General features: G+C 61.9%; 17 protein-coding genes. 8 read left to right on the forward strand and 9 right to left on the reverse strand.

The window, feature by feature from the left end:
* Positions 1–8 precede the first annotated feature (8 nt).
* The 4 genes from GJR96_RS10375 (at position 9) to GJR96_RS10390 (ending at position 3,037) form a co-directional block, all read left to right on the forward strand.
* Complete coding sequence (locus GJR96_RS10375; protein ID WP_151162868.1) at positions 9–809, forward strand: transcriptional regulator FilR1 domain-containing protein; 801 nt, start codon at positions 9–11, stop codon at positions 807–809.
* 24 nt (positions 810–833) lie between these two features.
* Positions 834–1,046: a dodecin gene (locus GJR96_RS10380; protein ID WP_151162869.1), complete on the forward strand. Its 213-nt coding sequence runs from the start codon at positions 834–836 to the stop codon at positions 1,044–1,046.
* A gap of 120 nt (positions 1,047–1,166) precedes the next feature.
* Positions 1,167–2,546, forward strand: coding sequence for a bifunctional metallophosphatase/5'-nucleotidase (locus tag GJR96_RS10385; protein ID WP_151162870.1), 1,380 nt, complete (start codon positions 1,167–1,169; stop codon positions 2,544–2,546).
* A gap of 83 nt (positions 2,547–2,629) precedes the next feature.
* Positions 2,630–3,037 (forward strand): universal stress protein, encoded by a 408-nt coding sequence (locus GJR96_RS10390; RefSeq protein WP_151162871.1) that lies wholly within the window; start codon positions 2,630–2,632, stop codon positions 3,035–3,037.
* A 16-nt stretch (positions 3,038–3,053) separates the two neighbouring features.
* Here the strand turns inward: GJR96_RS10390 and GJR96_RS10395 are convergent, their stop codons facing one another.
* Positions 3,054–4,121, reverse strand: a complete 1,068-nt coding sequence (locus tag GJR96_RS10395) for a mechanosensitive ion channel family protein (protein WP_151162872.1) — start codon at positions 4,119–4,121, stop codon at positions 3,054–3,056.
* A 95-nt stretch (positions 4,122–4,216) separates the two neighbouring features.
* On the opposite strand from GJR96_RS10395, the gene GJR96_RS10400 reads away from it, so the two are divergent.
* Positions 4,217–4,957, forward strand: a complete 741-nt coding sequence (locus GJR96_RS10400) for a proteasome assembly chaperone family protein (RefSeq protein ID WP_151162873.1) — start codon at positions 4,217–4,219, stop codon at positions 4,955–4,957.
* Positions 4,958–5,052: 95 nt separating this feature from the next.
* On the forward strand, positions 5,053–6,114 hold the full coding sequence (trmB, locus tag GJR96_RS10405) for an HTH-type sugar sensing transcriptional regulator TrmB (RefSeq protein WP_151162874.1): 1,062 nt from the start codon (positions 5,053–5,055) through the stop codon (positions 6,112–6,114).
* Positions 6,115–6,185: 71 nt separating this feature from the next.
* On the opposite strand, the gene GJR96_RS10410 is transcribed toward trmB, so the two are convergent.
* The 8 genes from GJR96_RS10410 to GJR96_RS10445 all read right to left on the reverse strand — a co-directional run bounded on the left by GJR96_RS10410 (position 6,186) and on the right by GJR96_RS10445 (position 14,402).
* Positions 6,186–6,974, reverse strand: coding sequence for a hypothetical protein (locus GJR96_RS10410; RefSeq protein ID WP_151162875.1), 789 nt, complete (start codon positions 6,972–6,974; stop codon positions 6,186–6,188).
* A gap of 42 nt (positions 6,975–7,016) precedes the next feature.
* Positions 7,017–8,105: a Gfo/Idh/MocA family protein gene (locus GJR96_RS10415; RefSeq protein WP_151162876.1), complete on the reverse strand. Its 1,089-nt coding sequence runs from the start codon at positions 8,103–8,105 to the stop codon at positions 7,017–7,019.
* Positions 8,106–8,238: 133 nt separating this feature from the next.
* Positions 8,239–8,442, reverse strand: a complete 204-nt coding sequence (locus tag GJR96_RS10420) for a hypothetical protein (protein ID WP_151162877.1) — start codon at positions 8,440–8,442, stop codon at positions 8,239–8,241.
* A 53-nt stretch (positions 8,443–8,495) separates the two neighbouring features.
* On the reverse strand, positions 8,496–9,683 hold the full coding sequence (locus tag GJR96_RS10425) for an ABC transporter ATP-binding protein (protein ID WP_151162878.1): 1,188 nt from the start codon (positions 9,681–9,683) through the stop codon (positions 8,496–8,498).
* A 2-nt stretch (positions 9,684–9,685) separates the two neighbouring features.
* On the reverse strand, positions 9,686–10,645 hold the full coding sequence (locus tag GJR96_RS10430; protein WP_151162879.1) for a carbohydrate ABC transporter permease: 960 nt from the start codon (positions 10,643–10,645) through the stop codon (positions 9,686–9,688).
* A 1-nt stretch (position 10,646) separates the two neighbouring features.
* On the reverse strand, positions 10,647–11,594 hold the full coding sequence (locus GJR96_RS10435; RefSeq protein WP_151164007.1) for a carbohydrate ABC transporter permease: 948 nt from the start codon (positions 11,592–11,594) through the stop codon (positions 10,647–10,649).
* A 128-nt stretch (positions 11,595–11,722) separates the two neighbouring features.
* The gene (locus GJR96_RS10440; protein WP_151162880.1) at positions 11,723–13,261 is read right to left on the reverse strand and encodes a substrate-binding domain-containing protein; all 1,539 of its coding nucleotides are present in this window, start codon (positions 13,259–13,261) and stop codon (positions 11,723–11,725) included.
* A gap of 154 nt (positions 13,262–13,415) precedes the next feature.
* The gene (locus GJR96_RS10445) at positions 13,416–14,402 is read right to left on the reverse strand and encodes an aldo/keto reductase (RefSeq protein ID WP_151162881.1); all 987 of its coding nucleotides are present in this window, start codon (positions 14,400–14,402) and stop codon (positions 13,416–13,418) included.
* 125 nt (positions 14,403–14,527) lie between these two features.
* On the opposite strand from GJR96_RS10445, the gene priS reads away from it, so the two are divergent.
* Positions 14,528–15,685, forward strand: a complete 1,158-nt coding sequence (gene priS, locus GJR96_RS10450) for a DNA primase small subunit PriS (RefSeq protein WP_151162882.1) — start codon at positions 14,528–14,530, stop codon at positions 15,683–15,685.
* Positions 15,682–16,665 carry a DNA replication complex GINS family protein gene (locus tag GJR96_RS10455; RefSeq protein ID WP_151162883.1) on the forward strand — a complete coding sequence of 328 codons (984 nt, stop codon included), beginning with the start codon at positions 15,682–15,684 and terminating at the stop codon, positions 16,663–16,665. The genes priS and GJR96_RS10455 overlap by 4 nt, the downstream gene beginning before the upstream one ends.
* Position 16,666 lies beyond the last annotated feature (1 nt).

A 16,666-nucleotide genomic window follows, 5' to 3' on the forward strand; every position in this document is an offset into this window, starting at 1 on the left:
AGAGGCTCATGGGGAAGTCGGCCAATACGGATAACCGGGCAGTCGACTTTTCGACTGTGTCCAAACGGCGGTCGATACTCGACGTGCTGACGACGGAGACGTACTCCAAAGCGGAACTCGTCGAACTACTTTCGGTCTCTCGGTCGACTATCGACCGCGGTATCGAGGAACTCACCGACCTCGGGTTGGTCGAACACGTCTCGGGTGAGTTCGTCGCGACGAACACCGGCGTCGTCGCTTTGCAAACGCACGACGAAGCACTCGACACGTTCTCGAACGTCCTCGCCGCCGACGCGGTTCTGGCCCGTCTTCCGAACGGGTTCGACGTGCCAACGTCGCTGTTCCGCGACGCTATCGTCTGCGACAGAGACCCGGCGGCACTCGAAAACCAAGTCGAGGCCGTCCTCGACGACGTGACGGCAATCGATGGCTTCAACGGTCCGTTTCGGTACAGCCTCGACCCGGACACACGTGAGACGCTCGTCTCACTCGGCGAGCACGCTCGGTTCGTGGTCTCGGAGGAATCGCTGTCGTGGCTTTCGTCACAGTACGGGACCGCGCTCGATGCCGTCAACGACGCAGGTGTTCGTATCTTCAGTGTCGCCGACGCGCCACCGTACGGGGTTTTCGTCGCCGAGCGAACGGACAACGCGTCTGTGACACTCGTCGTGTACAACCACACGGGAGGTGTCGAGGCGGTGCTCGTGAGTTACGACGCTCAGGCAGTCGAGTGGGCCTGTGGCCTCGTCTCCGAGCACGCCGAAACCGGGACGCCGTATCGAGGTCCAGACGGGGACGATTATTTGTGATAGTACGACGAATAGTCTGCCGAGATGGTGTTCAAGAAAATCACCCTCATCGGTCGGAGTAACGAGAGTTTCGACGCGGCAGTCGACGACGCAATCGACCGGGCAGAGGAGACGCTCGCTGGTGTCAAATGGGTCGAGGTGAAAGAGTTCGGCGTCGAAGTCGCCTCCGTAGAGACCCGAGAGTACCAAGCAGAGGTCGAAGTCGCGTTCGAACTGCAAGGCGAAGAAGGCGAGTAGCGCAGTTCGGTTCGGGGAGTGACTCCCTTTTGGGCCGGCGTCTGGCCCGAGTCCACTCTTCGAGTCTCAGTGCGTCCCGACGACTTCTTGTCCAATCGCACCCCCACGTTCGACTAGCGAATGCCTCGGCTCCTCCACTACTCTGATATCGAGAACGTCTTCGACGACCCTGAGCGTGCGGGCCGCCTCGCCGGGTGTGTCACCGCCCTCGACGACGACCGAACCCTCGTCGTCGGCACGGGCGACAACACCTCTCCCGGTGTTTTGTCGCTCGTCGAACGAGGCGGGCAAGTCCTCGACTTCTACGACGCCGTCGACGCCGACTTGGAGACGTTCGGCAACCACGACTTCGACTATGGCGCGAGTCGGACTCGCGAACTCGTCGCCGCGAGTCGCCCGACGTGGGTCTCCAGCAACATCCGCGACGAGAACGGCGACCAGTTCGCCGCCGCGGACGGTGCCGTCCCGTGGACCACCCGCGACGTAGACGGTGTGACACTCGGGTTCTTCGGCGTGACAGACCCTGCAACCGGGTCAATCAACCCCGAAGCGGTCGAACTCACGTTCGACGACCCGTACGCGGCGGCGGACGACGCGACCACCGCACTCCGTGAAGAGGGTGCCAACGTCGTCGTCGCACTCTCACACCTCGGAAGCGGCGACGACGAACTCGCCAGTCGGTGCGACGTCGACCTCGTCCTCGGCGGACACGTCCACGCAGAGCGTGACGACGTGGTCGACGGCGTCCCAATCGTTCGCCCCGGCGCGAACGGCCACGTCGTCTGGGAAGTCCGAATCGAGCCGGACCGAATCGAGACGGTCCGCCACAGGACGTCGGAATACCGCCCCGTCGAGTCACTCGTGACGGCGCTCAACGGCCGTGTGGACGCCGCTGGTCTCGACGAGGTGCTCTGCCGAATCGACCGCCCGATGGACCGGTCAGAAGAGACTGTCGCCGCCGGCGAGTGTCGGGTTGGGAACGCCATCGCAGACGCCTACCGCTGGGCCACTGGCGCGGACGTCGGCCTGCAAAACAGTGGCGGGATTCGCTCTGGCCCACCTATTGGTCCCGATATCACCCACGCCGACCTTGTGAGTCTCGTCCCGTTCGAAGAGCACCTCGTCGTCGCCGAACTAACCGGCACGGAACTTCTCGCCGTCTTCAACGCCGCCCGCGGGGCGAAGATGGGATTCGGTGAACCCGAGTGGTGGCACGCACACGTCAGTGGCGCACGTATCGTCTGGGACGACGACCGAGACGAAGTCGTCGCGGCGACGGTCGGTGGCGACCCACTCGACCCGGATGCGCTCTACACCCTCGCCACGAGCGACTACGTCCTCCACAGCACACAGGAGTTCCCGGCGGTGACACAGGCACACCGCGCCGGTGAGTTCGGGATTCAACACGAGGAACTGGCGCGGTACGCCCGCGAAGTCGGGTTCGACGCGGCAGTCGAGGGGCGAATCGAGCGACGGACGACGACACCCGCGGAGGACTGACCGATTTTCGACCGTCGTTCGGACGCCGGCCAACGCGTCCGAGAAGGAAAGGTTGACGCACACCCAGTGAGTGGGTGCCGAATATGACACGGGTCGTGGTCCCGGTTCGGTATCCGCTCTCCAGACACTCGCGGGCGACGCTCGAAGAGGCAGTTCGCGTCGCGAGGGAACGCGACGCGGAGTTGACGGTCCTCCACGTCGACCTCTACCAGTCGAACCGAGGCGTCACGCGCACCGAACTCAAGCGCGCGGTAGAACGCGAGTTCGGCCCGCTGACTCGCGCGCGCTACGTCGTCCGGAAAGGGTTCCTCGTCGAAGAGACCATCCTCGAAGAAGTGGCCGCCGAAGACGCCGACATCGTCGTCATCGGGTCCAAACAGGCGAGTCGCTGGCGGCGGATGCTCCGACGGTTCCTCGACGACCCGGACATCGACGTGTTCCTCCGCGAGAAACTCGACGCCACGGTCATCACCGTCCGCGCCAACCACTGACGTCGGCTGAACAGACTTATTCTGCGCCGTCGCGGCCGGTGTCGGGTGACTCTGCGGCCTCTCCCGACGGCGCCGCGACTGCGTGCTGGGCGCGTTCGGGCGTGCCAGCGTCGACCTGAAGCGACCCACTCGTCTCGTCGAAGACGATGTGGGTGTGCGGGTAGGCGAACTCGACGTTTGCGTCGGACTCTTCGAGCAGGTTCCACAGGCGTGTCTGTACGTCTGACTGGATACGGGGCATCTTGTACGGTTTCGTCACCCAGTAGCGAAGGCGCAAGAGGACGCCGTTGTCGGCGTACGAGTTGATGTACGCGGTCGGTTTCGCGGGGTAGCGAGCGCTGCCGACGCGAATGTCAGGGCCCCCCTCGATGACCTGCTCTGTGTCGCGAGCAGCGCGTTCGACCAACTCGCGTCCCCGCGCTAAGTCCGACTCGTAGGTGACGAGCACGTCGAGCGTCATCCGCGTCCGTTCGTCCTCGGCGGAGTAGTTGATGACGTCGCGGTTACGGATGTTCGAGTTCGGCATGACGAGGAAGGTGTTGTCGAGCGTGAACACTTTCGTGTAACTCAGGTTTATCTCGTCGACGAACCCACGGGTCCCGTCGTCGAGTTCTATCATGTCTCCGATTTCGAAGGGCTGGTCGACGAGGACGAACACGCCGTTGATGACGCTCCCGACGATGGGTGCGAGGACGATACCGAGTACGGCCGAAAACACCGTCACTGAGAGGACGATGTTACCGAGTTCGAAGCCGAGAAGGTTCGCTGCGAACACGGACCCGGTGAAGAAGATGGAGAGGCGGACGATACGAAGCACTGTCTGTGCGACGCTCTGACGGGCGAACTGCCGGGCGACTGGCCGGCCCAGCAATCTGACCGCGTACTTCGAGACGACGACGCTGAGGACGAGAACGAGGAGTGCCGCGACGAACTGCCACCCGGGGAACAACAGGTAGTCCGGGACGAAGTTCGGCGGTGTCACCAGTCCCGACTGGAGTGGGACGGGGAGGGCGTCTCGGCCCGTCGCTGCGAGTCGCGTCCCGGCATCGACTGCCACGTCCGTCACCCCGTCGACTCCGTGCATGGAAATCGCAACGCAGAGTGACGAAAAAAGGGTTGTCACTTCAGGGGTTCACGAGACAGTGAACGGCTATGTGTCAGTGCGACGTATCGTCGTGTATGACCAACACAGCGATGTCCCGTCCCGACTTCCACATCACACACGAAGAGACGCCGAGCGAGGTTCTCATCGCGGGGTTCTCGTCGTTCGGACTCGCCGGCCTGACCGCCGTCGATTTCATCGTCGACCACCTCGAACTCGAAGAGACCGGACACCTCACCGTCGAAGGGTTGCCGTCGGTGACGCCGTTTCTCGAAGGCCGGCCGAGACACCACACACGACTGTTCTCTCGCCCCGACATCGACGTGACAATCCTCGTCGGTGAATTGTTCGTCCCCGCCGAGTCCGGCGCGCAGTTCAGCAACGCCATCCTCGACTGGATGGAGGGACACGGCGTCGGTGAGATAGCAGTCCTCAACGGGATTCCGATTGCACACGGTCCGGACGAACACCGGGTCTACTACGTTGCAACCGACGACTATCGTGCGGCACGTCTCCAGTCGGCCGACATTCCGCCGATGGGGCGCGGGTTCTTCGGGGGCACGAACGCCGCACTCGTCGAACGTGGCATCGAATCCCCACTGGGCGTCGGTGTGTACATCACGCCTGTCCATGCACAGGTTCCCGACGTCGAAGCGGCAATCAGACTCGTCGACGCGGTAAACGACGTGTACGACTTAGGCGTGGACTCCCACCCGCTCGAATCGTTCGCCGAAAACGTGCACCAGTACTACACCGAACTCGCGGACAGACTCGAAGAGAGCGAGTCTGACCTGCCCGACGACCGAATGTTCATGTGAACGTTCCTGTCGACGAATACACCACTTGTTTTCGAAATGGGGTGCTACTCGGATATTAGTAAATGACTTAGGTGATGCCTGTATACGTCACGAACATGGCTGATGAACTGCGGCTTACGATGGAGCGTGTCGGCGAGCGCTTCAGTCTCGGCGAGTACGAGATAGACGCGTACCTGGCCGTCCTCGAACACGGGCAGTTGACGGCGAGCGAAATCGCAGACCGAACGAGCATTCCGCAACCGCGAGTGTACGACACGGTTCGGAGTCTCTCGGATCGCGGACTCGTCGAACTCCGCGAGTCGCGGCCGATGAAAATCGTCGCCGTCGACCCCGAAGACGCCTTCTCGAACGTCCAATCGTCGCTCGACGAACTCATCGAGGAACTCGAAGCACGCTACACCGCCCCCGCTCGGGACACTGAGGCCGTCTCCCTCGTCAAGTCCCGTTCGACGATTCTCCGCTACATCGAAGAGATAATCGAGTCCGCAGAGTACGAACTCGTCTTGTCGCTGACGCCCGACCTGCTCCGTCGCTTCCGTGACGACCTCGCCGCGGCAGTCGACAGCGGTGTCAGCATCGACCTCTTGGTCACGCCCGCCTCCCGCGCGCCCGACCCGGCCGAGTTCAACTACCTCGACGTGGCCACTATCGCTCGCGCACGCCGCGGTATCACCTCGCCCGTCTTGGCCGTCGCCGACGGCGAATACTCCATCTACGCGACGCAGGACGCCCTCCGCGACGACAGAGACCGGTACGGCGTCATCTTCAACCGCTCGGCACTCGGGTTCCTCGTGAGCGGATTCTTCGGGACGGTCCTGTGGTCCACTGCCGAGACTATCGTCGCCAACGGCAAGCGCCGCCCCTTCCCGCGTCGCTACGCCTCGATTCGCCGCGCAGTCAAGGACATCCGCGAGATAGAAGGCGACTTCTACGCCTCTGTCTCTGGCCGTGACGTGGAGTCGGGCAACCCAATCGTCGTCGAAGGCCGCGTCATCGAGACCGCCTTCGAGGACACCGAGGAAGTCGCGTCGCTCCACATCGAGACGGACGAAGGCGTCGTCGAAGTCGGTGGCCTCGTCGCCGCACTCGAAGACATCGAAGGTCAAGAGATTTTGCTCGGACTCGACGAAGTGCCGGACCGCGACCGGTTCGCCTGAACGGCGTCTCTGTGTCTGAAAAATTCGCTGGTGTCTGAACGACACCCGTCCGTCGCGGTTCGCGATTTTCCTTACTCGTCCCCGAACTCGTAGACGACCGCACCGCACCCCGAACAGCCCAGCACCTCGTGTTCCGGGGAGTCGTAGATGCCGGCCGTGCCGCCACAGCAGTTCCGCACCGTCGTCTCTTCGACGACGCCGCCGCACGCGGGACAGACTTCGGTGAACATCCGGAGTGGTTCCGTCGCGGCGAGCGAGACCATCGGGTCGACACCACGTTCGGTGACTGCCAGAAGCGTCGCCACGTCGGCGATGGCCTGTGGTCGGGAAATCCACACGGACATCGACGGTCCGTCGATTGAGATGCCGTCGTACTCGGCCGTCACGGTCGCCTCGAAGGGAATCGCGGCGGCCACGGCGTCGGCCAGTTCGTCGTCCGAGGCCTTGCGAAGGGTCGCCATCGTCGACTCCCATTCCTCCCGCGCGTCGTCCGCGAGGAACAGGCCGTCTGGTTCTTCGACGAGGACGCCGGCGTCGAGGAGCGTCGACAACATCACGTCCGGGTTGACGTTGGCGTCGAGACTCTCAGATTGACGCGGTTCCTCGTCGTGGTCGAAGACACCGCTGAGTCCGGCGGCGGCGACGAGTTCCGGCGCGAACGACGGTGTTCCGGGGACGACGTAGCCACGGAGGTAGACGAGGAGTGCCCCGATGGCGAGGACGACGAATCCGGCCGGTATCCACAGGACGCCGAGTGCCAATCCGACGATGGCGACGAACGCGGCGTTGACGACTGTACACGGACGACACCGGTTCTCACCGGTGTGCTCGGGTCGTTTCAGTGAATCGATGACGGACATGGTGAGGACGTAGGGTCGTGAGGTGTTTCGCTGTTTGGGTCGTCAGTTCGCTGGTGGGGTCTCGACGGTGTCGAGGCGGACTGCCCGGCCAGTCTCGGACGAACGGTAGATTGCGTCGATGACGCGCTGGACCGCGAGTCCCTGTTCGACGGTGTTTCGGCCGGGGTGTTCGCCCGCGGCGACTGACTCGACGAATAGCCTCTGTTCGGACTTGTGGGTGTCGTTGGCCTGCGTCTCGACGTTCGCCGTCGAGAGGTGGTTGCTGCCACCGACGCCACCGTCGTAGAACTCCAGTTCGTGGCTCGCGCGGTCGAACCGCGCACCACCCTCGGTCCCGCGGAGGAAGAACTCGTCGTTGGTCGGACGGTTCGTCGCCCACGCGACTTCGAGCGAGATAGTCGTCCCTTCGTCGGTACGGATGAACGCACTGGCGGAGTCGTCGACGTCGAACGCCTCCGGCCCGATGTCGTCGCCCCACATCTCGACGTACGTGTAGTCGTCTTTGTCACCGAACTCAGAGCGGGTCACACCGGAGACTTCGACCACGTCGGGGAAGTCGAGGAAGTAGAGTGCGAGGTCGATGGCGTGGACGCCGATGTCGATGAGGGACCCGCCGCCGGCGATGTCCTTCGAGGTGAACCACGACCCGCGGCCGGGAATGCCGCGGCGGCGGACGTAGTTCGCTTCGACGTGCGTGATGTCGCCGAATTGGCCGCTCTCGTAGTGGTGGCGGACGACTTCGACCGGGTTGGCGAAGCGGTTGTTGAACCCGACCATACAGAATCCGTCAGCCCGTTCGGCGGCCTCGGCGATTCGCTCGGCGGATTCGAGCGAGTGTGCGAGCGGTTTTTCGAGGAGCACGTCGAGACCAGCGTCGAGTGCTGCAACGGCGTACTCTTCGTGGAAGCGGTTCGGCGTCGTGATGATGACGGCGTCGACTTCGCCGAAGAGTTCTGCTTTGTCTTCGTAGGTGTTGACGTCGTACTTCTCGGCGAACTGGCGGCGCGCGTCCGCCTGAATGTCGAGACCGCCGACGAGCGTCGCACCGAGGTCGACGAGACGGTCTGCGTGGTGGTGCCCGATGTTGCCGAGTCCGACGATACCGACCCGGACCGATGAACCTGTACTCATGAATCGATTATTAACTACAGCTGGTGTTAAGTTTCACGTTCTTTAGCCTGATTTACCAGCATCGACAACGGCCGAGACGAAATCGGCCGACGGGTGCCGGCCGCGCGAGAGGAGAAGAGGCGGACTGGACGTCTCAGTAGAGTTGCTCTTCGCGCTCTTGTCGTTCCTGTTCACGGCGCTCTTCTTCTTTGAGACGTCTCCGTCCGCGAAGGTACTGCCGTCCCTTCGGGATGTAGATGTTCTTCACGTCGAGGAGGAACGAGACGATTCCGTAGGCCCAGAAGAAGAACAGAATCGTCATGCCGCCGATGTAGAACAGTCCGAGTTCGTTGACCATGGGAGTGTGATACGTCGTGGGTCGGATAAACGTTGTGTGGGAGTGTCGAGGGCTTAGTCGTCGCTTTCGGCTTCGGTACCGGTTGGCCCACTCGCCTGGACGGCGCTCTCGATTCCGTGGCTGATAGCCTTGCCCGTCTCCGTGTCGAAGAGATGGACCCTCGAGCGGTCGAGGATTACCGTGACGTCTTCGTCCTCTTCGATGTCGGTGTCGGGTGCGACGCTCATCAGCAGTTGGTCGTTCATCGCGATAGCGTCCTCGTCGAGGCTCGCTTCCGCGCCTTCTTCGAGTTTCAGGTAGACGAATATCTCGTCACCCATCGGTTCGAGAACGTCGGTCATCGCCTCGATTTCGTGGCTCGGGTTCGCCACGAGGTTCGTGTCTTCGACGAGGTAGACGTCCTCCGGGCGGATACCCATCGTGACTTCCCGCCCGGCCTCGATGCCGACGTCGGCGGGGTCGAACTCGATGTCGATGTTAGTCGACTCGAAGCCGTTTTCGGTGACCGTTCCGTCGAGGAAGTTCATCGACGGCGACCCGATGAAGCCTGCGACGAACAGGTTCGCCGGTTCGTTGTAACAGACCAACGGCGGGTCGATTTGCTGGAGTTGACCGGAGTCGATGACGGCGATGCGGTCGGACATCGTCATCGCCTCTGCCTGGTCGTGCGTGACGTAGATGATGGTCGTGTCCAGTTCCTTGTGCAGTCGCTGGAGTTCCGTCCGCATGTGGACGCGAAGTTTCGCGTCGAGGTTCGCGAGCGGTTCGTCCATCAGGAAGACACCGGGGTTCCGGACGATTGCACGGGCGATAGCGACACGCTGTCGCTGCCCACCGGACATCTCGTCGGGCATGCGGTCGAGCATCCCTTCGAGTTGGACGACGTCTGCGGCGCGGTTGACGCGCCGGTCGATTTCCTCCTTGTCGTAGTTGCGGAGGCGAAGGCCGAACGAGATGTTGTCGTACACGTCCATGTGCGGGAACAGCGCGATGTTCTGGAACACCATCGCCACCCCGCGGTCCTTCGGCGGGAGGTTCGTGACCTCGCGGTCACCGATGAAGACCTTCCCCTCCGAGGGGATGGTCAGTCCCGCAATCATCTCCATCGTCGTCGACTTGCCACACCCCGAGGGGCCAACGAGGCAAATAAATTCGCCGTCGTTGATGTCGAGGTTCATGTCGTCGACTGCCGTTACGTCGTCGTAGTGCTTGCTTACGTGTTCGAGTTTGACGTCTCCCATGGTTACTCCTTCAGTGCTCCTGCAGTCAGTCCACTGACGATACGTTCCTGTGCGATGATGACAAGGATGGCCACGGGTAAGACTCCCACGATGGAAGCGGCGGCCATCAGGTTGTACGGTGTGTCGAACTGGCCTTGATATTTCAGGATACCAGCGACGATTGGCGCCCACGACGAGGCCTCTCCGTTGTTCATGATGAACGAGAAGAAGAACTCGTTGTACACTCCGATGAACGTGAGGACGCCTGCAGTCGCCACACCCGGTGCCGAAAGCGGGACGATGACGCGGAAGAGTGCGCCGAGTCGAGTCGTCCCTTCGACCCGTGCCGCATCCTCCAACCCGTCGGGAATCTGTCCGTAGAAGGTCGTGAGGATGAAGATTGACAGCGGCAGGAACAGTGCGCTGAACGGGAAGACCATCGGTGCCGGCGTGTTGAACAGGTCCGGCGTCGAGATGGTGACTGTGCCGAGGCTGATGGCGGTGTTCCCGGTGAACAGTTCGAACAGCGGGATGAGGAACGCCGCCGGCGGGAAGTACGAGATAGCGAGGATGCCCAGCATCAACAGGCTCTTCCCCGGGAAGCGGAGTCGTCCGAAGACGTATCCCGCGAGACTCGCGAGGAGCAACACGATAATCGTCGTCGTGATGCCCAACACGAAGCTGTTGAACATGTACAGGTGGAACGGCACCCGTTCGAACATGGTGATGAACACCTCGGGATTGAATCCCTTCGGGACCAGTCCCATGTCGGTGATGAGGTTGTTCGGCGTGAGTGCGATGACCAAGAGCCAGTAGAACGGGAACAGGGTCGTCACGAGGAAGAACACCGTCGCGACGTAGAACATCGCTCGGTAGACCCTGCCGGGGTTCTTGATGGCCTTACCGACCCAGCGTCCGAGCGGCCCTCGCTTCATCTCTGCGTCGTCGGAACCGAGGCCGATTCCGGATTGTTCGTTGGACATCTTAGATTCCCTCACTGGCGAAGTTCACGATGTAGACGGAGACCACGATGGCGATGATACCGGCGGTGATGAACGCCACCGTCGCCGAAGTTCCGTACAGCGGTGCGTTGAACGTGGTGACGACGAGACACGAGAGCGACGGCACGGTCTGACACCCTGCCATCGTCTCGATGATACCGTAGACACGCATCGCGTCGATGGTGCGGAACAGCATCGCGACCAGCACCGTCGGCAGGATGAGTGGGAAGGTGATGAGCTTGAACTGCTGCCAGCGCGACGCGCCAGCGACCTTCGCCACGTCGTACAGAGAGCGGTCGATACTCTGCATCCCGGCGAGGATGAGCAGCGCCATGAACGCTGATGTCTTCCAGACGTCGGCCACGATGATGAGGAACAGCGAGTCTGCGGTGTCACGCAGTGGCGTTGTTCCGATGAGGCCGAGTTGGTTCATGATAGCCGGGTTTTCGGTCGTTCCGACGAGGAACCCGATGTTCGGCTGGAACATCAGGAACCAGATCATCCCCTGAATGACGATGGGAACAGCCCACGGGATGATGATAGCGACGCGGACCCACCGGCGGCCACGGAAATCCTGGTCGAGGATGAGCGCTTGGCCGAAGCCGATGAGTGTTTCGAACAGTACGCTGAACACGGTGAAGATGAGCGTCACCATCAGCGCACTCGAGTAGATGTCTGTAACGAACGGGAATTCTGTCGTGAACGTCGGGAGGAAGGCCGATGGGAGCGCGAAGTCCCGCGCACCGGTGAACAGGTCGATGTAGTTCTGCAACCCAACGAACTCACCCAATCGTGCGGCCCCAGTCAGCTGGTCGGCGTACAGCGACATGCTGAACGTCGACGCGAGCGGATAGATTGCGATTACCCCCAGTAGGATGAGTGCGGGCGTCAGAAGCAGGTACGCGAACTGCGTCTCCGAGAGCGTCTCGATCCAGTTGACGGCCGATGCGTACGGGCCGCTTCGCTGGGTCTCTGTGAGTGCCTCCCCCGATTGTTGTTCAGTAGCCATGACAATTGATAACGTGTGTGGGTATTATTACGTCTTACCCAAGACGAGGTTTACGAGGCGCTCTGCTCGATTTGCTCGAGCTGCGACTTGAGGTCAGACATCGCCTGTTCGGGGGCCTTCTCCTGTGCATACGCGTTGTTGACCTCCTGCGCGACCTTTCCGGACTGCTGCGGCCACACGACGGTGACCGGACGCGGGATTGCGTTCTCGCCAGCGACCTTCAGGGCGCTGAGGTAGCGACCGATGACGTCCACTTCTTTCGCCTCGTCGGAATCGAGGAGTTCCGGACGTGGTGGAATCCATCCCTGGATACCGAAGTTGTCGAGCTGGAACTGCGGTTCCATCATCGCTCTCAAGACCTGAACTGCTGCCGACTTCTGCTCGTCGGGGGCGTTCGGGTTCATCGTCATGTGCCAGCCACCGAGGGCGGCGACAGGGCCACCGGTACCCTCGTACTCGGATTCGTCCGGCGTGACGCCGTACGGAATCGGCATGACACCGAGGTCCTCGCCGAAGACGTCCTCTGCACCGTTGATGGTGATGGAGTACGGCCAGTTGCGGTGCATGATGGCGTTTCCGCCCGTGAACGGCTTGCGGGACGGCTCTTCGGTCCACTGCAGGACGGCCTCGGGCGAGATGTTGCCCGTGATGCCGTCGAGGGCGTGTTCGTCGTCCTCACCGTGGATGAGCGTACGAACCATCCGGATGGAGTTGAGGACGGGTTCTTCGTCGACCGTAATCGGTCGGTCACCGACGGGGCCGAAGAGGTTGTCTCGGCCACCGAAGAAGGTCCCACCGTACGAGGTCATGAACTCGTTGAAGTCACAGCACGAGAGACCCTCGTAGACGTTCGCCTGGAAGGTGAACCCGTTGTCGATGTCGGGGTTGGCCTCCATGGCCTCTTTCGTGATCGCGGAGAACTCTTCCCACGACATGGACTCGGTCGCCCACGTCTCGAAGTCCTCGTCGGTGTAGCCCGCGTTTCGAAGCAGGTCTTTGCGGTACTGCATCGTCGGGAAGTCGGGGAACAGCGGAACACCGTAGAGGTCGCCTTCGGCACCCTTCGCCGTATCGACACTCGCCTGGAAGTACTCGTCTTCGATGGTGGAGGTCATCTCGCTCGGGAGCGATTGCGAGAGGTTCTGCAACTGGTCCCGTGCGATGAACGGAATCGTCCACCCGCTGTCCATCATCAGAAGGGTCGGTTCTTCGCGGCCACCGTTCAGCCACTGCTGATACTGTGCCTGTCGGTTGTCGGTCACCTGCGAACCGGCGATAATCTCGACAGAGATGTTCTCAGGCAGTCCTGCATCGTACATGGACTGGATGATTGCATCGCTGTTGTCGGCCATCCGGGTGTCGCCGGCAATCTGGACCGTGATGTCTTCGGTCGGTGCTTCGGTGTTGATTGGCGTGTTGGTGTCTTCGTTGCCACCGTTGCCGCCACCGTTTCCGGAGTTACCGTCGCCGCCGCCTGTGCTAATACAGCCTGCGAGTCCAACTGCGACGCCAGATGCGCCGGCAGCCTTCACGAAGTTGCGTCGCGAGACGCCATTCCGCTTGCCCTTGCGTGAGTCAGCATCAACCATTACAGTTTGTACTCTACAATTAGTGATTATTTATAGTTTTGGTGCCGGCTACTACCGCTGTTGTAGTAAATTGCTTGTCAATAGTGTCGGCACTCCGGAACCCAATCAATCTAGCATCTGCGACGAATCGCGTATTACTTCGGACTATTGAAACTTAATCCTTGCCCGGTGCAGGCCACCGTGGCGTCTTCGGCGCTTCGATACGTTCGATATCGTCGGGTGTTAGGTCGATATCGAGCGCAGCGAGATTCTCGTCGAGGTGCTCGATGCTTCGTGGCCCGACGATTGGTGCGTCGACGACGGGTTTGTGGAGCAACCACGCGAGCGACACTTGCGCCGGCGTCGCGTCTTTCTTCTCGGCGATGTCGCGTATCTCATCGAGGACGTCCCAGTTCTCGTCGCTGAAGCGATTCGAGGTGTATTTATCTGTTTCTGCGCGTGTGCCCGCGGGAATGGAACTATCTCGCTCGTACTTCCCGGTGAGGAACCCGCCCGCCAACGGTGACCACGGGATGACGCCGATATCCTCACCTTCACAGACTGGAAGGAGATTCGCCTCTTCGTGGCGGTCGACTGCGTTGTACTCCGGTTGCATGCACGCGAACCGTTCGAGGTTCTCTACGTCTGCGGTGTACAACGCCTTCGTAAACTGGTAGGCAGACATGGTACTGGCACCGACGTAGCGGACGAGTCCCTCGTCGACGAGGTGGTCGAGTGCGGAGAGTGTCTCTTCGATGGGGACGTGGTCGTCCCAGCGGTGAATCTGATAGAGGTCGATGTAGTCGGTGCCGAGTCTGTCGAGACTCGCCCGCGCTTGGTCGAGGATGTGTTTCCGCGAGAGACCGGACTTGTTCGGGCCGTCGCCCATCGGGAAGTACACTTTCGTCGCGATGGCGAGTTCGTCTCTGTCGCGGTCGGCGATGGCCTCTCCGACGATCTCTTCTGACTCACCGCGAGAGTACGCGTTCGCCGTGTCGAGGAAGTTGATACCCGCGTCGAGTGCGTGGTCGAGGAGTTCGAGACTGGCGTCCCGGTCGTTCATCATCCAGTCCGCACCCGACCCGAAGTTCATACACCCGAGACAGAACCGAGAGACTTCGAGACCGGTGTTTCCGAGGTACGTGTACTGCATGTCGCTCATACGTTGTCGTACACACACGACCGGCAAAAGTGTGTGTGCAGTGAGAAGAGCAGCGCGGTGAGAGGCATCACCACCGACGCCCAGAGACGTAATCGCTTTACCCCCGCCTCTGGAATCCGAGATGTATGGACGGGCGCACTCGCGAGTACCTCGAAGGTCGCTTCGGTGACTACTACCGGAGCACCGACGTTCCCCTCCCGCCCGCCCCGAGCGAACGGGAGTGGGGCGTCATCCCGTGGTCTGCCGGCGGGACACGGATGCACCGCCACCAGTCGTTACTCGACCTGGGTGACCTCAGCGACTATCTCGCACGCACTGCGCCCCGGCACGTCTACTTCTCGTCGGCCCGCTTTGCCGACCCCGGCGCGTCAACGATGGACGACAAGGGATGGCGCGAAGCGGACCTCGTCTTCGACATCGACGCGGACCATCTCCCCGGTGTCGACCCCGAGGAGACGCCGTACGCTGAGATGCTCGAAGCGGGGAAGCAAGCCCTCTTGGACCTCCTCAACCTCCTCGAAGACGACTTCTCGTTCGACGAGATGCAAGCCGTCTTCTCTGGGGGACGCGGATACCACGTCCACGTCCGCGACGAGTCGATTCGGCGTCTCGATAGCGAAGCACGCCGCGAAATCGTCGATTACATCCGCGCAATCGACCTCGACGTGGACGGCCTCATCGAGACACGTGCCTTCGGGACGACCACCCGCCGCGTCCTCCGAACTGAGGGAGGGTGGGGACGACGGACCCACCGCCGCCTCCTCCAGTTCGTCGATGGGCTGATGGACCTCGAAGAAGAGGCCGCGCTCGAACGACTGAAAGAACTCGACGGTATCGGCGACGGTCGAGCGAAGACTATCCTCGGGGCGTTCCAGAACAATCCGGACGCCATTCGAGACGGGAACGTCGAAGCGGGCGGCCCCGGTGTCAGGACGCTAGTCGAAGCGATTGCGACCGAGACGGTCGCCGACGAAACGTCGCCCATCGACGAACCCGTGACGACGGACACGAAGCGCCTGATTCGACTCCCGAAGAGCATCCACGGTGGGTCCGGACTCGTGGTCGAACCCCTCGACCGGGACGAAATCGACGACTTCGACCCACTCGTCGACGCGGTCCCCGACCGTTTCCGTGGCCGCGACATCACGGTCAAAGTCACGGACCCCGGGTCGGTGACCTTCGATGACGATACCTTTACACTTCCGTCGGGCGTGCAGTCAGTACGCGAAAGCCTCGGGGTGTTTCTCATGGCCCGCGGTCGAGCAGAGAAGGTGGCAGAATGAACGTAGACGACCTCAGGAGTGTGCTGCGGACGGAGCGACAGAAAGATAGCTTGCAGCATCTCCGCGAGTCGTTCTACGACGACGTCGCGGAGTACATCGCCGAACAGAAGGCGATTCGCAATCAGAAGGCCGAGGAACTCGGCACCCACTACTCACCGGAGATTCGGCGCATCACCGACGAAATCGAAACCGCCGAAGAAGTCGTCACTTCGATTTACGAGCGACGAGTCGGGAAAGTCGTGAAGGCCGCCAGTTTCGCGGCGGCCGGGATGTCCTCCGAGACGGAGGGCCTGACCCACGAAGAGAAACGACTCTTCGACGACCTGGTCGCCCGTATCGAGCAGAACCGAAGTACCGTCCTCTCGACGCTCGAAGACGTCGTCGCGAACGACGGGCCGAAAGACGCTGTCACAGCAGGGTCCGTCTCGACTGACGAACCGACGGCCCGACAGGTCGAACCGGAGGCCTCCGAGACACCGTCGTCAGACCCCACGATTCCACCGGACGAACCCGACCCGGGGACGATGGCGTTCGACGGGTCTGACACCGACGGAACCGGCGATGCGGGCGACGTCCTCGCCGACGCGATGGGCACCGGTTCGAGCGATTCGGCGGCCACTGCCGACGAACACGTTGCTGCACCCGACGACGAGTCCGGTATCGACCGCCCTTCCGACGAAGCGGCGGCGGTCATCGGCGGCGACGAATCCACGGCGGAGACGCCGTCAGAGTCGGGACTCGAAACGGTGGAGCCCGCAGCGAACACGACAGTAGACTCAGACACTACCGCAGAGTCCGACGACGACCCACTTTCGGGCCTCGTCGACGACCGAGAGACGGTCCGAATCACCGCGGACGTGGGAACCATCTTCGGCGTCGACGAACGCGAGTACGACCTCGCCCGCGAGGACGTGGTGACACTGCCGTCCGCCAACGCAGAACCCCTCGTCGAACGCGGTGCCGCAGAGAAACTCGAGTAGG

Origin of the sequence: Haloferax litoreum (genome assembly GCF_009674605.1) — an archaeon.
GTDB lineage: Archaea > Halobacteriota > Halobacteria > Halobacteriales > Haloferacaceae > Haloferax > Haloferax litoreum.